The sequence below is a fragment of the Pseudomonas sp. Q1 genome, assembly GCF_009935975.1.
GTDB lineage: Bacteria > Pseudomonadota > Gammaproteobacteria > Pseudomonadales > Pseudomonadaceae > Aquipseudomonas > Aquipseudomonas palleroniana.
In genome coordinates, this window is sequence record NZ_QODI01000012.1 from 64,303 (window position 1) to 82,992 (window position 18,690).

Annotated in this window: 17 protein-coding genes and 1 pseudogene; 8 read left to right on the top strand and 10 right to left on the bottom strand. The window is 62.4% G+C overall.

Annotated elements, in window-relative coordinates:
• Window positions 1-97: 97 nt before the first annotated feature.
• Genes DK870_RS19475 through pvdM form a run of 3 tightly spaced genes read right to left on the bottom strand, consistent with a single transcriptional unit; the run spans window position 98 to window position 3,639 of the window.
• Entirely contained in the window at window positions 98-970 is an 873-nt protein-coding gene (locus tag DK870_RS19475; protein WP_161549436.1) for a formylglycine-generating enzyme family protein, read from the bottom strand.
• A 31-nt stretch (window positions 971-1,001) separates the two neighbouring features.
• Window positions 1,002-2,270 (bottom strand): aminotransferase class V-fold PLP-dependent enzyme, encoded by a 1,269-nt coding sequence (locus tag DK870_RS19480; RefSeq protein ID WP_161549437.1) that lies wholly within the window; start codon window positions 2,268-2,270, stop codon window positions 1,002-1,004.
• A 19-nt stretch (window positions 2,271-2,289) separates the two neighbouring features.
• Window positions 2,290-3,639, bottom strand: coding sequence for a pyoverdine-tailoring dipeptidase-like protein PvdM (pvdM, locus tag DK870_RS19485; protein ID WP_161549438.1), 1,350 nt, complete (start codon window positions 3,637-3,639; stop codon window positions 2,290-2,292).
• 141 nt (window positions 3,640-3,780) lie between these two features.
• Here pvdM and DK870_RS19490 point away from each other — a divergent pair, with 141 nt between their 5' ends.
• Entirely contained in the window at window positions 3,781-5,415 is a 1,635-nt protein-coding gene (locus DK870_RS19490; protein WP_161549439.1) for a twin-arginine translocation signal domain-containing protein, read from the top strand.
• A 56-nt stretch (window positions 5,416-5,471) separates the two neighbouring features.
• On the top strand, window positions 5,472-6,824 hold the full coding sequence (locus tag DK870_RS19495; RefSeq protein WP_161549440.1) for a Fic family protein: 1,353 nt from the start codon (window positions 5,472-5,474) through the stop codon (window positions 6,822-6,824).
• A 7-nt stretch (window positions 6,825-6,831) separates the two neighbouring features.
• On the opposite strand, the gene DK870_RS19500 is transcribed toward DK870_RS19495, so the two are convergent.
• Window positions 6,832-7,374 (bottom strand): acyl-CoA thioesterase, encoded by a 543-nt coding sequence (locus tag DK870_RS19500; RefSeq protein WP_104993401.1) that lies wholly within the window; start codon window positions 7,372-7,374, stop codon window positions 6,832-6,834.
• Between the two features lie 106 nt (window positions 7,375-7,480).
• Here DK870_RS19500 and DK870_RS19505 point away from each other — a divergent pair, with 106 nt between their 5' ends.
• Window positions 7,481-8,440, top strand: a complete 960-nt coding sequence (locus DK870_RS19505; RefSeq protein WP_161549441.1) for a GlxA family transcriptional regulator — start codon at window positions 7,481-7,483, stop codon at window positions 8,438-8,440.
• 1 nt (window position 8,441) lies between these two features.
• On the opposite strand, the gene DK870_RS19510 is transcribed toward DK870_RS19505, so the two are convergent.
• Complete coding sequence (locus DK870_RS19510) at window positions 8,442-9,305, bottom strand: LysR family transcriptional regulator (RefSeq protein WP_161549442.1); 864 nt, start codon at window positions 9,303-9,305, stop codon at window positions 8,442-8,444.
• 101 nt (window positions 9,306-9,406) lie between these two features.
• On the opposite strand from DK870_RS19510, the pseudogene DK870_RS19515 reads away from it, so the two are divergent.
• Window positions 9,407-10,405: pseudogene (locus DK870_RS19515) on the top strand (quinone oxidoreductase).
• Window positions 10,406-10,466: 61 nt separating this feature from the next.
• Here DK870_RS19515 and DK870_RS19520 read toward each other — a convergent pair.
• The 3 genes from DK870_RS19520 to DK870_RS19530 form a co-directional block, all read right to left on the bottom strand.
• Complete coding sequence (locus DK870_RS19520) at window positions 10,467-10,892, bottom strand: hypothetical protein (RefSeq protein ID WP_161549443.1); 426 nt, start codon at window positions 10,890-10,892, stop codon at window positions 10,467-10,469.
• A gap of 145 nt (window positions 10,893-11,037) precedes the next feature.
• On the bottom strand, window positions 11,038-11,760 hold the full coding sequence (locus tag DK870_RS19525; protein ID WP_161549444.1) for a pirin family protein: 723 nt from the start codon (window positions 11,758-11,760) through the stop codon (window positions 11,038-11,040).
• 82 nt (window positions 11,761-11,842) lie between these two features.
• Complete coding sequence (locus tag DK870_RS19530; protein ID WP_161549445.1) at window positions 11,843-12,274, bottom strand: helix-turn-helix domain-containing protein; 432 nt, start codon at window positions 12,272-12,274, stop codon at window positions 11,843-11,845.
• A 170-nt stretch (window positions 12,275-12,444) separates the two neighbouring features.
• Between DK870_RS19530 and DK870_RS19535 the strand changes: the two genes are divergently transcribed.
• The 4 genes from DK870_RS19535 to DK870_RS19550 all read left to right on the top strand — a co-directional run bounded on the left by DK870_RS19535 (window position 12,445) and on the right by DK870_RS19550 (window position 16,573).
• Window positions 12,445-13,035 (top strand): antibiotic biosynthesis monooxygenase, encoded by a 591-nt coding sequence (locus tag DK870_RS19535; RefSeq protein ID WP_060755312.1) that lies wholly within the window; start codon window positions 12,445-12,447, stop codon window positions 13,033-13,035.
• The gene (locus tag DK870_RS19540) at window positions 13,032-14,870 is read left to right on the top strand and encodes an amidohydrolase (protein ID WP_161549446.1); all 1,839 of its coding nucleotides are present in this window, start codon (window positions 13,032-13,034) and stop codon (window positions 14,868-14,870) included. The genes DK870_RS19535 and DK870_RS19540 overlap by 4 nt, the downstream gene beginning before the upstream one ends.
• 29 nt (window positions 14,871-14,899) lie before the next feature.
• The gene (gene ycaC / locus DK870_RS19545) at window positions 14,900-15,517 is read left to right on the top strand and encodes an isochorismate family cysteine hydrolase YcaC (RefSeq protein WP_060755310.1); all 618 of its coding nucleotides are present in this window, start codon (window positions 14,900-14,902) and stop codon (window positions 15,515-15,517) included.
• Window positions 15,518-15,685: 168 nt separating this feature from the next.
• On the top strand, window positions 15,686-16,573 hold the full coding sequence (locus DK870_RS19550; protein ID WP_060755309.1) for a LysR family transcriptional regulator: 888 nt from the start codon (window positions 15,686-15,688) through the stop codon (window positions 16,571-16,573).
• Here the strand turns inward: DK870_RS19550 and DK870_RS19555 are convergent.
• Both DK870_RS19555 and DK870_RS19560 read right to left on the bottom strand, forming a co-directional pair.
• Window positions 16,570-17,511 carry a D-isomer specific 2-hydroxyacid dehydrogenase family protein gene (locus tag DK870_RS19555; RefSeq protein WP_161549447.1) on the bottom strand — a complete coding sequence of 314 codons (942 nt, stop codon included), beginning with the start codon at window positions 17,509-17,511 and terminating at the stop codon, window positions 16,570-16,572. The two genes, DK870_RS19550 and DK870_RS19555, sit on opposite strands and share 4 nt — an antisense overlap.
• Complete coding sequence (locus DK870_RS19560) at window positions 17,508-18,677, bottom strand: acyl-CoA dehydrogenase family protein (protein ID WP_161549448.1); 1,170 nt, start codon at window positions 18,675-18,677, stop codon at window positions 17,508-17,510. The genes DK870_RS19555 and DK870_RS19560 overlap by 4 nt, the downstream gene beginning before the upstream one ends.
• Window positions 18,678-18,690: the final 13 nt, after the last annotated feature.

The following is an 18,690-nucleotide window of genomic DNA, read 5'->3' on the forward strand; positions in this document are numbered from 1 at the left end:
GGGCTTGCTCCCGATGACGGTGTGTCAGGTTCAGAAACCGTGACTGATACACCGCCATCGGGAGCAAGCCCCCTCCCACAGGGGATTAGAGTGTGCGTCAGAGATCACGCACTACGCGAAACCCGATCCAGTCGCCCCGCGTCTGCGGGTAGATGTTGTTGCGGTTGCCCGAGCGCGAGAATACCGGTGCTTCGCCCCAGTCATTGCCGCGGATCTGGTAGGACTCGCAGTTTGGCTCCATCCAGGCGCTGCCGTCGGTCGGGGCGCCGATATAGTTGGGGTGTTCGCAATCGGCGACCCGTTCGTAGACGTTGCCATGCATGTCATACAGACCAAACGCATTCGGCGGGTAGCTGCCCACGGGCGATGAATAGCTGTAGCCGTCCGCCGGGCCATAGGTGTTGGCATGCTGGGCGATGCTGTAGCCCTTGCCTTCATCGAACGGGAAGGGGAATGGCCCGGTGGAACCGGCGCGGGCCGCGTATTCGCGTTGGGCTTCGCTGACCATGTGGTATTGCTGGCCGGTTTTCTTCGACAGCCAGGCCACGTAAGCCTTGATGTCGTCCATGTCCATGCACACCGCCGGCTGGCGCGGCCCCTGGGGGTAGCGCGGTTTGCTGGCGATGCATTCACGACCAGGGCGGTCGTCACCATTGGCGATCTTGACGCCGGTCTGGCGGACGTAGCTGTCCCATTCGCCGGCCGTGACCTGGAAGCGGCTCATGGCGAACGGCTTGGCAAAGGTCACTGCATGCATCGGGCCTTCATCGGGCTCGCGGCCGACTTCGTCTTCCGGTGTGCCCATGGTGAACGTGCCGGCGGGCAGTACCACCATTTCCGGGCAGTCCTTGCAGTCCTTCAACACTTTGCCGGGTTGCGCCTCGGCGGCCTGGGCCAACCCCGGCAGCAAGGTGCTGCACAGGGCGGTCAGCGCCAGCGTGGTCAAGGGTTTGAGTCGCAATGCAATCATGGGGACGCCTCGTTCAAAGGAAGAATGGGAGTCACAACCGCTGGCTCAGCACGGTCATGAAACGGTGTATCTCATCCGAGCTGTTCAGCAGGCCGGGGGAGGTGCGGATCACCGGGCCGACATCACGGTCGACCGCGTCGATGACCACGCGGTTTTTCATCATGTGCGCGGCCACCGTATCGCTGTCCTGGCCCTTGACCCGGAAGAACGTAAACCCCGCCGACAGCTCGGGGCTGCGCGGTGTGACCAGCTCGATCTGTGGGTGAGCCAGCAGCTGGTTCTTCAATTCGCTGTTGAGGGCATGGATGCGCGCCTGCACCGGCGCCTTGCCCAGTTGCAGGTGCAGCTTGAACGCCTCGTCGGCCGCCCAGCGATGCTCGAAGGCGTGATAACCGCCGGGCGTCATGGTGGTGGCGAAGTTGGTGTCTTCGGAGAAGGTCGGCACCATCGGCGTGACGTACTTGTTCTCGGTTTCGCGGGCGCAGACCAGGCCGGTACCGCGCGGGCCAAACATCCATTTGTGCGTGCCGGCGATGAAGAAGTCGCAGTGCATGTCCGGGAAGTCGAGGTTTTCCACGCCGAAGCCGTGTACGCCATCGATCACATACAGAATGCGGTCCTGGTCGTCACGGTTGCGATTGTGTTCCGCCACCAGTTTGCCGATCTCGCCGACCGGCAGTTTCACGCCGCTGCCCGATTGCACCCAGGTCATGCCGAGTACGCGGGTGTTGGGGCGCAGGTTGCGCTGGATATTGCCCAGCACTTCATCTGCGGACACGCGGCTGGGGTCGTCGAACAGCGTGATGCGGCGCACCTGGGTGCCTTGTTTCTGCACGCGAAAATCCAGGCTGCTCTGGGTCGCGTAGTGCTCGTGCACCGTCGTGAGGATTTCCTGATCGGCACGCACCTTGATCCCGCCGTAGATCATCGCCAAGCCTTCGGACGTGCTGCCGGTCAGGGCGATCTGCGCCGGTGTGGCGTTCAGGTAACGCCCGGCCCATTCGCGGACCTGGCCTTCGCGCTTCCAGGTTTCCTGCAGGTCCCAGTCCATCGCCAGCCCGGGGTTGCGGTCGATCTGCATGCGGTAGCGCTCGATGGCGTCGCGCACGGGCTTGGGGTGTGACGCCACCAGGAAGTTGGAAAAGTGCAGGTAATCCGGGTCCTGGTTGAACAGTTGCTTGAGTCCCGTCCATGGGTCGTTCGCCAGCGGTGTGGCTGGCGCTGCCAGTGCCTGTGGCAGCAGCGGCAGGCCGGCGGCGAGTACGCCGGCCTGCTTGAGAAAAGTACGGCGGTTGGTCATGGACTTACTTCGTCGGTGATTAACGGTTGGCCAAAGGCTTGGCGGCTTTTTGTACCTGGTCCCAGACCCGCAGGAAGTTACCGCCCCACAGCTTGGCGATATCGGCTTCGGAGTAGCCGCGCTGGATCAGTTCGGCGGTGACATTGCGCACTTCGCCGACGTTCTCCCAGCCCTGGATGCCGCCGCCGTCGTTGAAGTCCGAAGCGATGCCGACGTGATCGATACCGATCTTGCGTACGGTGTAGTCAATGGCGTCGCCCAGGTCCTTGAGGGTGGCCTTGGGTTCTTCGTCGAGGATGGCGTACAGCGCACTGGCGTATTGGCCGAAGCGTTGTTCGGGCCATGCGGCAATGATTGCGTCGCCGGGCATCAAGGCCACGGCCAGGTTGGGCAGGGGCGGCAGGTCGAAGCGTGCGCGCAGGGCGTTGAGCTTGTCCTGGGTTGGCTGGCTCAGCGGGCGCAGGTAGGCGGAAAAACCTACTATCTGCACCACGCCGCCGCTGTTCTTGATCAATTGCAGTTCTTTGTCGCTGAGGTTGCGCGGGATGTCGACGAACGCGCGCGGTGCCGAGTGGGAGGCCACCAGCGGCGTGCGGCTCGTCTGTGCCACTTGCTCCAGGGCTTTGGTCGACATCTGCGACACATCAATGATCACGCCCAGGTCATTCAGGCGGTGCACGGCTTGCTTGCCGATCTCCGACAGTCCCTCGAGGGCGTCCACCGAATCGTTGAAAAACGGCAGTGGGCGCGAAGAGTCGGACCAGTCGTTGTTGCCCACGTAACTGAAGCCGAACATGCGCATGCCGCGCGCAGTCCACAGGTCCAGCTGGTTCAGGTCGTTGCCCAGCGGGTAGGCGTTGAGCATGCTGATGAAAATCGCGAACTTGCCTTCGCCATGCAGGCGCCGGAAATCATCCGGGGTGTAGGCGATGCCCACCTGGTTGGGAAAGTCGCGCACCATGCCGGAGATGATCTTGTAGCGCACCTCCTGCTCGTGGCGCGCTTCTTCGACAAAGCCCTCGGTGGGTTTGTGAGGCGCGTTGGGGCCGTTCCAGATTTCCGGCCAGCCGAAAATGGTCAGCGCCGCGCCGGACAAGCGACCACGCGCCGCCTTGGCCAGGTCGAACTGGCCGCCGCCATCCTTGTCGGCCTCGTTGCCGGCGGTGCCGAAATCCAGGGGGACGGTGATGTGGCTGTCGAAAGACAACAAGCGGTCCTGCATTTCATTGGCCTGCTTGATCACCTCCAGCGGGTAACCGGCATTGCCCTTGAACCAGTGATCCCAGGCCAGGAAACCGGCCCCGGCACCGATCGCCAGTGCCAGCGGCAGGCCGATGTACAGCGCCTTTTTCGAACGTGGTTTTGTCATTGCCATCTCAGTCAGTTGCGGCCTTTGCTATCAGGGAGGAACGAGCGATGGCGGGGGAAATTTAGAGCCAGCGATGCGCCGGTAAATTTTGCCGGGCTGTAAACGTTCTAGCTCTGATTAAGCCGTTTCCTAAGGTAGACAATGACGATCTCTCGACGTGGGTTCATCGCAGGCCTGGCGCTGACCGGCGCGGCTGTGCCGGCGGCCCTTTATGCCCATCGTGAGTTGACGCGCGAAGAAGCGTTCCCCATCACCCCCGGCGAAGCCACGGTCGACCTGGCCGATACCCAAGGCCAGCACCTGGCCAATACCTTGCGTGGCGTCTGGAATCTGCGCCTGGAAGGGCGCGATGCCGGCCTCAAGGGCTTGCCGTTGCAAGGCCTGGCGCTGCTGCTGGACATCGCACCCCGTGGCCGTGGCCTGCGCGGTTACCTGGACACCGCCGACAACCTGCGCGCCGAAGGCGAGCCGCGTTACCGCGTGCTGGGCGATCTGGTGACGGGTGAGGGCGCCTTGCTCTATTGGCGGCTGATCGACCGCGATTCGCCCGCCGGCGTCCCGGCCTATGAATTCAAGATGACCCTCGATGAAGTCTGGGCCGATTTCGGCAACGCCGGCAGCGGCACCCTGACCGGGCAGATCCTCGACCTCAATCGCCCATTGGCGCTGACCGAACGCGACAACCGTTTTGTCGCGCACAAACAACTGTTCCCCGAAGCCCGCCAGCGTATCGGCCTCAATCCCACGTTGCTGGCCTGGTTGATCTCGCCCGAGCATCGCCTGTTTCACCAGCTGTGGCACGCCACCCGTGACCAATGGCACAAGCTCTCCGAGGAGAAACGCGACGCCCTGCGCGGCATCGGCTGGCAGCCCGGCCCGCGTGGCCAGGAGCGTGATGCGCGAGGCCAGCGCAAGGACCGTAACGGCTCGGGCATCGATTTCTTCTTCATGCACCGGCATATGCTCGGCACGGCGCGCTCCATGCAGGACCTGCCGTCATGGCCGCAATTCCCCGAACCGCAACCGGCGCTGGAACGCGACCGCCTGGGCTTCCTGCGTTACTTCGACAACCACGACGGCTTCGCGCTGCCGCCGGCCTGGTCGGCCCCGGACGATGCCGATTACACCCAGTGGGTCGGTGACATCAAGGCGGCCGAGACTTACCACAGCAACTTCCAGGTGTGGGAGTCGCAGTACCGCGACCCGCGTTACCTGGCCAAGTTGACCCTGGGCCAGTTGGGCTCGGAAATGGAACTGGGCCTGCATGACTGGCTACACATGCGCTGGGCCTCGGTGCCTCGCGACCCGTCCAATGGTGCCCCGGTGCCTTTCGCCCGCGACCCCTCGGACTTTGCCGCCCGCTGGTATGCGCCCGAAAACGACTTCCTCGGCGACCCGTTCTCCTCCCACGTCAACCCGGTGTTCTGGCATTTCCACGGCTGGATCGACGACCGCGTCGAAGACTGGTTCCGTGCCCATGAACGCTTTCACCCGCGCGAAGTGAGCCGCCGCGAAGTCAATGGTGTGGCCTGGTTTGCCCCGGGTCGCTGGGTCGAAGTCGACGACCCGTGGCTGGGCCCCGATACCCACGGCTGCAGCACCACGCCAGGGCTGCAAATGGGCCGCTCAATGGAGATGGACCCGGAAACCATGAAGCTGGCCCTGCGCATCACCTTCGGCACCGATGAAGACCTGCTCAAGGGCTGGTTCAAGCGCGTGCCGCAACGGCCGTGGTATGCGCGGCATTTGAAGGTCAAGCGCGAGGGTCAGGCTTGACACCCGGCAGCCGGCGCGCAAGGATCAACTCAATTTTTGAAAATTGAGTTTCAGTCATGGCGAAAATCCACAAGCCAGCCGACTTTGCGGTGTTGTTAAAGCAATACGGCCTGGAGATTTTTGAGCTGGCACGCCAATACAAGGCGGTTGACGGCAAAGGGCGGTATTTGCACTGGGATGAATTTCGCCGCTATCCGTCACCGGGTGTCGACAAGGACGCCGCATGGGCCGCCATCAAGATGGCTCGGGCCTGTGGGAGCAAGACGCTTGAGCTGCGCAGCGAGTGCGGCAGCCCTTTTTTCTTATACAACACTGATTTTTGTGATGCGGTGATTCACGCTGTTGAGTCGATCACATCCCGGCTGGGAGGCGCGGCGGCGGCATCGCCCCAATATCGGGACAACACCCAGTATCTGGTGGACTCATTGATGATGGAGGAGGCGATTTCCAGTGCTCAACTGGAAGGTGCGGCGACGACCCGTAAAATCGCCAAGGACATGTTGGCTAAGGAGCGTGCGCCACAGAACGACGATGAGCGGATGATCCTTAACAACTATCACCTGATGCGGCATGCCAAATTTAACAAAGACGAACCGCTTTCTGTTGCGTTGATCTGCGAGTTTCACGGCATTGCTACAGCGGGAATAGACGAGGAAGACGTCCATCCGGGGCATATCAGGGTCCATGACGATATTTTTGTCGGCGGGGCGTCTGATGAAGTGGTCCATCAACCCCCCAGGGCGGCGCTGCTGCCGGACAGGCTTGAGGCGCTTTGCCGGTTTGCGAACGAGCGGCATGACGGTCAGGGTGGCACACACTTTATCCATCCAGTCGTGAAGGCCATCATCCTGCATTTCATGATCGGTTATGAGCATCCCTTCAGGGACGGTAATGGGCGAACCGCACGTTCTTTGTTTTACTGGTTCATGCTCAAAAGTGGCTATTGGCCGTTTGAATACATTTCCATCAGTACGCTGCTCAAAGAAGCCCCGATGCAATATGGCCGTTCCTATATCTACACCGAAACCGATGCATTTGATCTGACCTACTTCGTCATCTACCAATTGCGGATCATCGAGCGCGCCATCCATGATTTTATGGATTACTTCGAAGGGAAACGGCAAGAAGCCCTGGAACTGATGGGTTGGGTGGACACGCTGGAGTTGAAGGAGGGACTGAATTATCGCCAGGCTCATTTCTTGAAGAAAGTGCTCCAGCATCCGGGACGTGTATTCACCCCCAAGGAACTCACCCACGACTATGACATCTCGGAAAATACCGCACGTAAGGACCTTGAGAAACTGCTGGGCATGAAAGTGCTGTTCAAGGTCCAGGAAGGTAAATCGTTCCTGTATGTGGCACGAGAGGATGGGCAAGCCAACTTGAAGGCGCTGGCATCTGCGAGTTAGGGGAGGCTCACGCCTGCTCCTCCCCCCGCAATTGCAAGCTCATAGCGTCACAGCTGGCTGCCCAGTCGCTTAACCACTGCGGCATCGCAGGTGAGGTCTCGTCCAGGCCCAGTTCACGCAGGAAATCCGCCGGGGGCAGGGTGCCCTTGGCGTTGCGGAACAGCCCGCGCATCACCACCACGCCAACCACCCGGCCCTGGCTGACGAAGCGGTGCTCCATCAGGCTCCACTTGTGGTCCCAGCCGAGCATGCGGGTGTGCACCTCGAACGCTTCGAACAGTTTCAACTCGCGGCGGAACTTGCCCCAGGTATCGCCCACGATCGGCAAGGCTTTTTGGCGCAGGGCCACGCGAAAGGCGCCGGTGCGCAGTACAAAGTCCATGCGTGCCACGTCCGCCAGGGAAAAATACCGGCCATTGGTGACATGCCGGTTAAGGTCCAGGTCCAGCGGCCACACCCGCATACGCACCACGGTGGTGTCCAGCCCATGCACGGGGTTACGCCAGGGGCGGCGGCACAGCATGCGGAACAAGCGAAACCAGAGATTCATAAAAACGCCAGGCAGTTGATCGGAGCGGGCACTGTAAAGGCGTCGGATCGGCTAAGGTAGGTGCGCAAATGACTTATTACATGCGAAAAGCGCAATAGGCCCCTCAATGCACATCACCTTGCTTCTGGCCGATCAATGCTCCGCCGCCAGTGCCACCCTGGCCCTGGAAATGCTCAGCGCCGCCAACCTGTTCGCCGAGGCGCCGCCCTTTGAGATCACTGTTGCATCCCTCGACGGCGAGCCTGTGGCGGCCTGGGGTGGGCAGCGTTTGCAGGTGGACCGTTCGCTGGCGCAAGTGGCCCAGACCGACCTGGTATTGATCCCGGGATTTCTCTTTACCCTGAAAGACGCCTTGCCGGCGTTTCCAAGCTACGGCCCCTGGCTACGTGAGCAGCATGCGCGTGGCGCGGTGCTGGCCTCGATGTGCACCGGCGCTTTTCTACTGGCCGAAACCGGCTTGCTATGCGACCTGCGCGCCACTACCCACTGGGCGTTTGCCGAGCTATTCCGGCGCCGCTACGCCACGGTGCGCCTGGATGAGGCGCAGATCCTGTGCGAAGAAAACCGCATGATCACCTGTGGCGGCGCCAGTGCGGCAATGGATTTGATGCTGCACCTGATTCGCCGTTTCGGTTCGCCGGAACTGGCCCACACGTGCAGCCGATACCTGCTGATCGATACGGTACGCACCGAACAATCGGTGTATGCCATGTGGTCGCTGCCCAAGAGCCATGGCGACGTTGAAATTCTGCGGGTACAGCATTGGTTGGAGCAGCACTTTGCCCAGCCGCTGGTGATCGACGAGGTGGCGCGGCGCTTTGGGTTTGGCGTGCGCAATTTCAAGCGGCGCTTCAAGGAGGCGACCGCCCATACGCCGATTGCCTACGTGCAGGCCCTGCGCCTGGAGCGGGCCAAGCAGATGCTCGAATCGACGCGCATGACCCTCGAAAGCATCACCTACGCGGTGGGGTATGAAGACAGCAATTCGTTTCGCCGCCTGTTCCAGCAACGGGTGGGGATGTTGCCGGCGGCGTATCGCAAGAAATTTCTCGGCGTTGTGCGGTGATTCAACGGCGCAATTGCGGCTCGTCTTCGATACACGTCACCAGAAACTCCATCACCCCTTTCACCGAGGGTGAGCGGCGCATATCCGGGTACACCGTGAGCCAGATATCGCGCACCGGACCTTCGCTGGCCGTGGGCAGCCTGACCAGTAACGGATCGTGGTCGCCCACCAGGGTCGGCAATACCACGGCGCCGACCCGGGCGCGGGCTGCCATTTGCTGGGTAATCAGCTCGCTGGCGGCAAACACTACCGGGCGTTGGCCGCGCACTTGATGCATCCACGCCTGTTGGGGCAGGTGGTCGCGGCTACTGTCATAGGCGACGAAGCCCCACTGCGGCGCTGGCAATTGTTGGAGCTCGGGCGAGCCATACAGCCCGAAGCGCACCACACCGACCTTGCGCCGCACCAGCGCGTTCTCGTCGGGTCGCACGGTGCGCAGGGCGATATCGGCCTCGCCCTTGTCCAGTGCCGCAACCTGGGTAGACGGCATCAGTACCAGGTTCAACTGGGGGTACTGCGCACGCAAACGGGCAATGTGGGGGGCGATGCAATGGTTCGCGATGGACGGCGGGCAACTGACCCGTACCGTACCGACCATTTCGATGGAGGCGACCCGCGACAGGCGCATGACGTCAGTGGCCATTTCGCCCATGCCGGTCGTCAGTTTCGCCAACGCCAGGCCCTGCGCAGTGAGCGGCCGGCTGCGCGGCAAGCGGTCTACCAGCTTGACGCCCAGGGCTTTCTCCAGCGCGTCGACGCGGCGCCCGACGGTGGCATGTTCCACCTGCAACTCCCGTGCGGCCGCCGACAACGACTGGGTGCGTGCCAATACAGTGAAGTAATACAGATCCTGCCAGTCGAACATCGGGTTATTTCCGCACGAAGGTTGTGAATGAATGGGGAATTTTCAGTCTGATAGCGTCCTTTTACCATGGGCGCTTCCTACTGCAAACGGAGTTGTTCCCCATGAAAGCCATCACCCTGCACACCTACGGCGGCCCTGAAGTGGCCCAACTGCGCCATGACGTACCCAAACCCCAGGTCATCGCTGGGCATGTGTTGGTGCAGGTTGCCTGTGCGGGCATCAATTTCATGGATATCCATACCCGCCAGGGCAAATACGCCAGGTCAGCGACCTACCCGGTGCGCCTGCCTTGCACACTGGGCATGGAAGGCGCGGGTGTGGTGGTAGAAGTGGGGGCCGACGTCAGCCATTTGCACGTGGGTGACCGCGTAGCCTGGTGTATCGCCTGGGGAGCCTATGCCGAGTACGCCTGTGTGCCTGTCGACAAAGTGGCACAGATTCCCACCGCGATCCCTTTCGATCAGGCGGCTGCAGCGATGTTTCAAGGGAGCACCGCCCATTACCTGATCGAGGATGTGGCGCGGCTGAAAGCCGGTGATACCTGCCTGATCCACGCGGCATCCGGCAGCATCGGTCAATGGCTAGTGCAGATGGCGCGTCGACTCGGCGCGACCGTGTTCACGACCGGTAGCACCGCTGAAAAATGTGCGATTGCCCTGGAGCGGGGGGCTCACCACGCCTGGACCTATGACGGATTTGCCGAGCGGGTGCTGGAGGCCACCGATGGGCGCGGGGTGGACGTGGTATTTGATTCGCTGGGTAAAACCACCTTGCGCGACAGTTTCAGGGCATGCCGTACCCGTGGCTTGATCGTGAACTACGGCAATGTTTCGGGCTCGCTGACGGACCTAGATCCGATGGAGCTGGGGGAGGCCGGTTCATTGTTTTTGACACGACCGCGGCTGGCCGACCATATGGCCGATGGTCCTACCGTGCAACGACGGGCAAACGCAGTGTTCGCGGCAATGCTGGAGGGCTCGCTGACGGTGGAGATCGAAGGGCATTAGACGTTGGAAACGGTCAAGCAAGTGCATGAACGCATCGAAGCACGGCAGCAGATCGGCAAGGCGGTGCTGTGGCTGGAGCGCAACCTGCATTAATCGAAGACGAAAAAAAACCGGCTGATCAGGCCGGTTTGGGGTTCCCGCCAACAACGCGGGGTCAGGCATTGTTGCTGTGCAGACGGTCGGCACCACCTTCGGCCAGACCACGTTCCTGCAGACGATCCGCGCCGCCTTCGGCCAGGCCACGTTCCTGCAGACGATCCGCGCCACCTTCGGCCAGGCCACGTTCCTGCAGACGATCCGCGCCACCTTCGGCCAGGCCACGTTCCTGCAGACGATCCGCGCCACCTTCGGCCAGACCACGTTCCTGCAGACGATCCGCGCCGCCTTCAGCCAGACCACGTTGTTGCAGACGGTCAGCACCGCCTTCAGCTACGCGGCGTTCCAGCAGGCGGTCAGCACCGCTTTCGGCTACACGGCTATCCATCAGGCGATCCGCGCCGCCTTCAGCGACAACCGGGTGAGCAAAAGCATTGGCGGCGAGTACCGAGAAAGCGAGGCTAAGCAAGATTTGGCGTTTCATGAGAGTGTGCTCCGAGTGTTGGGTTTGGGTGCTGCTGGGTATGGGTTTGATGTTACGCGTTGGATTTTTTAAGAGAACTTCATTGCGCTGATGGTGACTATCGATGCCAACGATGGCCCGTTCTCACGGGCCATCGCAGGGCCGGTCATGGCATCTGCGGCAGTTCCTGAGGGCGCAGGTCAAACACCAGCACCTCGGCGTCAGTGCCCTGGCTCAGGCGAATCTGGCGTTCATCGCGGATGCGTGCGCCGTCACCTTCCTGCAGGCGCTGCCCATTGATCTCGACGCTGCCACGTGCCACATGGATGTACGCGTAGCGGTCCGGCGCCAGATCGAGGGTTGCGCTTTCGTCACCGTTGAACAGGCCCGCATAGACCCGGGCATCCTGGCGCACGTTGAGCGAACCCTTGGCGCCATCCGGCGAGATGATCAACTGCAAGCGCCCACGTTTCTGCGCCTCGCTGAAGTGCTCTTGCTGATAGCGCGGCTTGGCGCCGACCACATCCGGCACGATCCAGATCTGCAGGAAGTGCACGCCCCGGCTCTGGCTGTGGTTGAACTCGCTGTGGGCTACGCCGCTGCCTGCGCTCATCAGTTGCACGTCACCCGGGCGGATCACCGAACCGGTGCCCAGGGTGTCCTTGTGTTCCAGGGCGCCTTCGAGCACATAGGAGAAAATCTCCATGTCGCGGTGCGGGTGCTGGCCGAAGCCTTTGCCGGCGGCGACGCGGTCATCGTTGATCACCAGCAGGTCGGAAAAACCCTGCTCCTGGGGGTTCCAGTAATTGGCGAATGAGAAGGTGTGGAACGACTTCAACCAACCGTGATTGGCGGCGCCGCGTTCCGAGGCTTTGCGAAGGGTCAGCATGGGATGTTCTCCTCAAAAGAAGCGGTCTGCACGATGCAGGGCTTCGGTGTGAGGAGAAGGTTACTGGTTAACGATAGGTTGATTAAGAAGCTGAATTTTGAATGACTGTCCCGCTACAGTTGACGATTGCCCGCTGAGCCGCCCTGAGGTAGTCGCGATAGCGCAGTTGAAGTTTGCGCCAGGTCATCGGGTTCACCCCTTCGATACGGCTGAACAGGTGGCAGAAGTGCGCCTGGTCGAAGAACCCGCATTCCTGGCTGATTTGCGTCAGGCTCAGGCCGGAGACGGCGATCAGCCGCTTGGCTTGCTTGACGCGTTGCTGGCGGATCCATTCCTGGGGGGCTACACCTGTAGTGCGCTTGAAGGCCCGGGAGAAATGGCTGCGCGACAGTTCACAGGCGCGGGCCAGTTCCGTCACGTCCAGCGTCCCGGACAGATTGGCGAGGATCAACTGTTTGACCCTCTGTTCGCGCTGTGGGCACAGCATTCCGGTGGTGGCAACGGGTTGAGCCATGATCGATCTCCATGGTCGATGGGCGCGGGTTCCTGCCTACCTTACCGGTGAATGCAGCCCCCGTGTAGAGCGCTGCAAGCATCTCTTGCGCAGAGCACATACGTGCAATTTTTGCGGATCGGCGCACTGCACACTACTGCAAATATTCAAGTACCCAGAGGAAAAACACGATGGACTCAACAGCGCAAGGCGGGCCGGATGAGGTCGTGACCCTGGTGGTCAAACACCGCGTGAAAAAGGGGCTTGAAGCCGATTACGAAGCCTGGCTTCGACGCATTGTGCGCATTGCCGGTGAGCGTCCGGGCCACCTCGGCGTTGATGTGGTGCGCAGCAAGCAGGACGCCCTGGCGCTGTTCACCTGCGTGTTGCGCTATCGCTCGGCCGATGACCTCAAGCACTGGCTGGACTCCCCCGAGCGTCAGGAGCTGATCAACCAGGCCGCACCGATGCTCGCCGACGGCGACCGCACTGAAGTCGGCTCGGCCAACGAGTTCTGGTTCTCCCCCCTGGCCGACACCGCCGCCAAGCCTCCGCGCTGGAAGCAGGCGGTCGTCACCCTGTGCGTGATCCTGCCGCTGACCCTGCTGGTGCCGATCATCTGGGGCCCGGTACTGCGCTTGCATCCGCTGCTCTCCAACTACGTCGTCGCCACATTCCTGATCACCCTGACCATCGTTCTGCTGGTGGTCTACCTGCTGATGCCGGCGGCCACCCGCCTGTTCGCTCCCTGGCTTGAAGCCTCTGTAAAGGAAACCCTATGAACGCCGATCTGATTTTGTTCAATGGCCAGTTCCACACCGTGGATCGTGAAAACCCGCGTGCCACCGCCGTTGCCATCAGCCAGGGGCGCTTCGTCGCCGTGGGCACCGATGGTGAAGCCATGGCCCTGCGTGGCAGCGGCACCCAGGTCATCGACCTCAAGGGCCGCACAGTCATTCCGGGGCTTAACGACTCGCACCTGCACTTGATTCGTGGCGGGCTCAATTACAACCTCGAGTTGCGCTGGGAAGGTGTGCCGTCCCTGGCCGATGCCTTGCGCATGCTCAAGGACCAGGCCGACCGTACGCCCACGCCGCAATGGGTGCGCGTGGTCGGTGGCTGGAACGAATTCCAGTTCGCCGAAAAGCGCATGCCGACCCTGGACGAACTCAACCAGGCCGCGCCGGACACCCCGGTGTTCGTGCTGCACCTGTACGACCGCGCCTTGCTCAACCGTGCCGCATTGCGCGTGGCCGGGTACACCAAGGACACGCCCAACCCACCGGGTGGCGAGATTGTGCGCGACAGCCACGGCAACCCTACCGGGATGCTGGTGGCCCGGCCCAATGCGATGATTCTGTATGCGACCCTGGCCAAGGGGCCGAAACTGCCGTTGGAATATCAGGTCAACTCCACCCGCCAGTTCATGCGTGAACTCAATCGCCTGGGCCTGACCAGCGCCATTGACGCGGGCGGCGGTTTCCAGAACTACCCCGATGACTACGCGGTGATCGAGCAACTGGCCAAAGACGAACAGTTGACAGTGCGCATCGCCTACAACCTGTTCACCCAGAAGCCCAAGGAAGAACTCAGCGACTTCAAGAACTGGACCGGCAGCGTCAAGTTGCACCAGGGCGATGATTACCTGCGCCACAACGGGGCCGGCGAGATGCTGGTGTTCTCGGCCGCCGACTTCGAAGACTTCCTCGAACCGCGTCCCGACCTGCCGCAGACCATGGAACAGGAGCTGGAACCGGTGGTGCGCCACTTGGTCGAGCAGCGCTGGCCGTTCCGCCTGCACGCGACCTATAACGAATCCATCTCGCGCATGCTCGACGTCTTCGAGAAGGTCAACCGCGATATTCCGTTCAATGGCCTGCCGTGGTTCTTCGACCATGCCGAAACCATCACGCCGCAGAACATCGAACGTGTACGTGCCTTGGGTGGCGGTATCGCCATCCAGGACCGCATGGCGTTCCAGGGCGAATATTTTGTCGAGCGCTACGGCGCCAAGGCCGCCGAAGCCACGCCGCCGATCCAGCGCATGCTCGCCGAAGGCGTACCGGTAGGCGCGGGCACCGACGCCACGCGGGTGTCGAGCTACAACCCGTGGACCTCGCTGTACTGGATGGTCAGCGGCCGCACCGTCGGTGGCCTGGCGCTGCATGCCGAGGGCCTGCCGCGTCTGACCGCGTTGGAACTGTTCACCCATGGCAGCGCCTGGTTCTCGTCCGAGCAAGGCAAGAAGGGGCAGATCAAGGTCGGCCAATTGGCGGACGTCGCGGCGTTGTCCGCCGACTTTTTCAGCGTCGATGAAGAAGCCATCAAGTGGATCGAATCGGTGCTCACCGTCGTCGGCGGCAAGGTGGTGTACGGCGCCGGTGACTTCGAAGATTACGCACCGCCGCGCGTGCCGGTGCTGCCGGACTGGTCGCCGGTGGTCAAGGTGCCGGGCCACTGGCGCCCGAGTTCACCGTTGCAGGCCCAGGTCCACCAATGCAGCGGCCCCTGCGGCGTGCATTCCCACAGCCACGAAAAAGCGCGCCTTTCCAGCGTGCCGGTCAGCGACTTCCAGGGTTTCTGGGGTGCGTTCGGCTGCTCGTGCTTTGCATTCTGATTACCCAAACCCCCGTAAGGAGTTGAACCATGGCTAGCCCTCGTTTGAACAAAGATGACGCCGTTGTACTGTTGGTCGATCACCAGACCGGCCTGATCTCCCTGGTGCAGGATTTCTCGCCCAACGAATTCAAGAACAACGTACTGGCCCTGGCCGATGTGGCGAAGTTCTTCAAGTTGCCGACCATCCTCACCACCAGCTTCGAAAGCGGCCCCAACGGCCCGCTGGTTCCAGAGTTGAAAGAACTGTTCCCGGACGCGCCGTACATCGCCCGTCCTGGCCAGATCAACGCCTGGGACAACGAAGACTTCGTCAAGGCAGTGAAGGCGACCGGCCGCAAGCAGATCATCATTGCCGGTGTGGTGACGGACGTGTGCGTAGCGTTCCCGACCCTGTGCGCGCTGGAAGAAGGCTTTGAGGTATTCGTGGTCACCGATGCCTCCGGCACCTTCAACGAAACCGTGCAACAAGCGGCTTGGGCACGTATGACCGCCGCCGGTGCCCAACTGGTCAACTGGTTCGCCGTGGCCTGCGAGCTTCAGCGCGACTGGCGCAACGACATGGAAGGCCTGGCCAACCTGCTGTCGCCACGCATCCCCAACTACCGCAACCTGATGAACAGCTACTCGGCCTTCACCGCCAAGTAACCCATCCCCATCGTTCCCACGCTCCGCGTGGGAATGCCTCCCGTGACGCTCCGCGTCACGACCTGCATTGCGGACGCGCAGCATCCAAGGGCTGCATTCCCACGCAGCGCGTGGGAATGATCAGTCAGGGCGTGTTATAAACCCGGAAATGTCCACCGAGAAGCGACAATGAACCCCTTCGAAGACATGCGCCTGTTCTGCCAGGTCATGGAGTCCGGCAGCTTTACCGCCGCCGCCGAGCAATTGGGCCTGTCCAAACAATTTGTCAGCCGCCGCCTGATCCAGCTCGAAGACCGCCTCGGCGTGCGTCTGCTCAACCGCTCCACCCGCCGCCTCGACGTCACGCCACTGGGCCAGAGTTACTACGAATCCGCCTTGCGCCTGCTCAGTGAAGTCGAGCAGGTGGAGCAGGGCATCGCCGGCCAGAACAGCGAACCACGCGGCACCATTCGCCTCAGTGCGCCCTTGTCATTTGCCATGGCGCACCTGGGTTGCCTGCTGCCGCTGTTCCTGCAACGTCACCCGCACGTCTCGGTGGAAGTCGACCTGAGCGACCGCCCCGTCGACCTGATCGGCGAGGGTTATGACCTCGTGTTGCGCATCGGCACCCTGGAGGATTCCACCCTGATCGCTCGGCGCATCGCCAGCGTGCAGCGTGTGTACTGCGCCAGCCCCGACTACCTGGCCGTGCGCGGTACGCCGCAAAAGCCCGAAGACCTGGCCGGCCACGATTGCCTGCCCTACGGCCACGGCCGCCAGGTGCAGTGGCGCTTCCAGGCCAAGGGCAAGTTGCAGTCGCTGAATGTCAGCGGGCGTATGCGCGTCAATAATGGCGAGCTGCTGCGCGACACAGCCATCGCCGGAATGGGCGTCACCTACCTGCCGACCTTTATCGTCGCCGATGCTTTGAAGGACGGGCGCCTGGTGACGCTGCTGGATGAGTACGCCCCCGACCCCCTGACCCTGTCGGCGGTGTACCCGCAGCACCGGCAAAGTTCGCGGCCGGTGCAGGCGCTGGTGGAGTTTCTACGCGAGCGCCTCGCCGGCGGTTGTTAATTGGCCCGGTTGTGGAGTGCTTGCTGAGCCAGGTAACGCTCCAGATTGGCCAGGAATGCGTCGGCGATCTCATGCTGGCTGCGCGTGGAAATCGCCGAGGTGTGCGGCGATAAGCGCACGCGCGGATGACTGTACAGCGGATGACCCTCCGGCAACGGCTCCGGCTCTGTCACATCCAGTGATGCCAGCCCGATCTGACCGTTATCCAGCGCTTCGAGCAGCGCCTCCTGATCCAGCAAACCACCCCGCGCGATGTTGATCAGGTGCAATCCCGGCTTGGCGCTCCCCAGGACCTCACGGTTGATGATATGCCGCGTGGCCTCGGTCAGCGGTGCGGCTACCACCAGGTGATCGGCGCGGGCGAACAGGTCATGGATATCCTTGGCAGTTTCCACGCCCGAACTGAACGGTGCCTGGCTTTGACGTAGCGCCACGACGTTGATCCCCAGGGCCAGGGCCTTTTGCGCCAGGCGCTCGCCAATCGCACCAAACCCCAGGATCCCCAACGTGGTGCCCTTGAGAGGACGCAGTGCGGTGAACTGCCACTGGGCGTCCTTTACCCAGATATCCGGCAAGTGTTTGGCCGCTGCAAAGATCGCCGCCAGGGCGAACTCGGCGAGGTTATCGGCGGCGCTGCCGCGTGAGGTGGTCACCGGCGGGCCGTTGAACAGCCACTGGGGGTAGAAGTCGATACCCGAGGACACCAGGTGCACCCACTGAACGCCGTAAGGCCAGCCGGGCGGCGGGATGTCGGGGGCGGTGTAGCCACGCACGTTGATCGGGCGCAGCAGCAGGACATTGGCCTGGGGCGGCAGGTCGCTGGGCACGCCGACCGGTACACCGATGACCTGGGCTTGCGGGTGCAGCGTGACCAGGCGCTGGCGGATCACGGCGTTGAAGTCTTCGTCCAGCTGGCTGGCGATAATCACCTGACTCATGTGCGTTCCTTCTGACGTTGTGCGAACACGGCTTTGCCGACGCCTTGCAGCACGGCGTCGTTCTGCGGGGTGTGGACGCGGCTGCACAGCACGTCGCGATAGTGCCGTTGCAGCGGGCTATGACGTGAAAGGCCGGGGTTGCCCGAGGCTTCGATGGCCAGCTCCACCGCACGGATCGCGTTGTGGGTCACCAGGTACTTCAACTGCGCCGCGTGAGTGGCCGGGGTGTGCCCTTCGGCCGCAGCGTCCAACAGGCTGCGGTTGGCGAACAGCAACGTGTCGATATGCCCGACGGTTTCCTGGAACCGTGGCAGGGTGGCCAGCGCCGCCCCAAGGTTGGATGGCTTGCGTTCTTCCAGCCAGGTAACCAGCCAATCCCGTGCGGCCTGGGCCACGGCGTCGTACACCGACGACAACAACACCGCCATCCACCGGAACCCTTCGCCATCCAGCTCGGGTTGCGGCGCGCTCCAGGGGCTGACGCTGACCGCGTGGTCCAACGGCACCAGCACGTTGTCGAACACCACTTCATGGCTGCAGGTGGCGCGCATGCCCAGGTGGTCCCAGGTATCGATGATGCTCACGCCGGGGCTGTTTTTTGGCACCAGCCAGGCGCCCACCAACGGGTCGGTATCGTCACTGCGCGCCCACACGCTGAACCAGCTCAGGCCATGGCTGCCGGTGGAGTAAATCTTGCGCCCGCTGATGCGCCAACCTTCAGCGGTGCGCACTGCGGTAGTTGCCGGCAAACCGCCACGGGCCGGGGTGCCCAGGTCGGGTTCTACACGCAACGCATTGATCAGCGCGCCGTTGCGCACCGCCTCTTCTGCTACTTGGACACGGAGGTGCGGGGGCCAGGTTTTGCTGTCTTGCAGGCGTGTGTGTTGCAGGTATTGCATCACCAGAATCAATGCGGTGGAGGGCTCGCCCTTGGCTATCGCACTGATGGCCTTGCGCGCCTGGGGCAGGCTGGCGCCGCCACCACCCAGGGATTTGGGCACGGTGAGGGCGACCAGGCCGTGCTCGTGCAACAGCTTGAAGTTGGCGTGGGGGAAGGCGCCGCTTTCATCAAACCGATGCGCAGTGCTGGCCAGCTCGGCGCTGAGACGCTCGAGCAGAGCATCGAAATGGGCGACTTCCACGGAACGCAAGGACGCTTGAGTCATGAGTCTGTACTCG

Excerpts from the sequence above, each read along its gene's own strand:
- DK870_RS19475 (WP_161549436.1), bottom strand. The coding sequence starts at position 970 with ATGATTGCATTGCGACTCAAACCCTTGACCACGCTGGCGCTGACCGCC.
- DK870_RS19480 (WP_161549437.1), bottom strand. The coding sequence starts at position 2,270 with ATGACCAACCGCCGTACTTTTCTCAAGCAGGCCGGCGTACTCGCCGCC.
- pvdM (WP_161549438.1), bottom strand. The coding sequence starts at position 3,639 with ATGACAAAACCACGTTCGAAAAAGGCGCTGTACATCGGCCTGCCGCTG.
- DK870_RS19490 (WP_161549439.1), top strand. The coding sequence starts at position 3,781 with ATGACGATCTCTCGACGTGGGTTCATCGCAGGCCTGGCGCTGACCGGC.
- DK870_RS19495 (WP_161549440.1), top strand. The coding sequence starts at position 5,472 with ATGGCGAAAATCCACAAGCCAGCCGACTTTGCGGTGTTGTTAAAGCAA.
- DK870_RS19500 (WP_104993401.1), bottom strand. The coding sequence starts at position 7,374 with ATGAATCTCTGGTTTCGCTTGTTCCGCATGCTGTGCCGCCGCCCCTGG.
- DK870_RS19505 (WP_161549441.1), top strand. The coding sequence starts at position 7,481 with ATGCACATCACCTTGCTTCTGGCCGATCAATGCTCCGCCGCCAGTGCC.
- DK870_RS19510 (WP_161549442.1), bottom strand. The coding sequence starts at position 9,305 with ATGTTCGACTGGCAGGATCTGTATTACTTCACTGTATTGGCACGCACC.
- DK870_RS19520 (WP_161549443.1), bottom strand. The coding sequence starts at position 10,892 with ATGAAACGCCAAATCTTGCTTAGCCTCGCTTTCTCGGTACTCGCCGCC.
- DK870_RS19525 (WP_161549444.1), bottom strand. The coding sequence starts at position 11,760 with ATGCTGACCCTTCGCAAAGCCTCGGAACGCGGCGCCGCCAATCACGGT.
- DK870_RS19530 (WP_161549445.1), bottom strand. The coding sequence starts at position 12,274 with ATGGCTCAACCCGTTGCCACCACCGGAATGCTGTGCCCACAGCGCGAA.
- DK870_RS19535 (WP_060755312.1), top strand. The coding sequence starts at position 12,445 with ATGGACTCAACAGCGCAAGGCGGGCCGGATGAGGTCGTGACCCTGGTG.
- DK870_RS19540 (WP_161549446.1), top strand. The coding sequence starts at position 13,032 with ATGAACGCCGATCTGATTTTGTTCAATGGCCAGTTCCACACCGTGGAT.
- ycaC (WP_060755310.1), top strand. The coding sequence starts at position 14,900 with ATGGCTAGCCCTCGTTTGAACAAAGATGACGCCGTTGTACTGTTGGTC.
- DK870_RS19550 (WP_060755309.1), top strand. The coding sequence starts at position 15,686 with ATGAACCCCTTCGAAGACATGCGCCTGTTCTGCCAGGTCATGGAGTCC.
- DK870_RS19555 (WP_161549447.1), bottom strand. The coding sequence starts at position 17,511 with ATGAGTCAGGTGATTATCGCCAGCCAGCTGGACGAAGACTTCAACGCC.
- DK870_RS19560 (WP_161549448.1), bottom strand. The coding sequence starts at position 18,677 with ATGACTCAAGCGTCCTTGCGTTCCGTGGAAGTCGCCCATTTCGATGCT.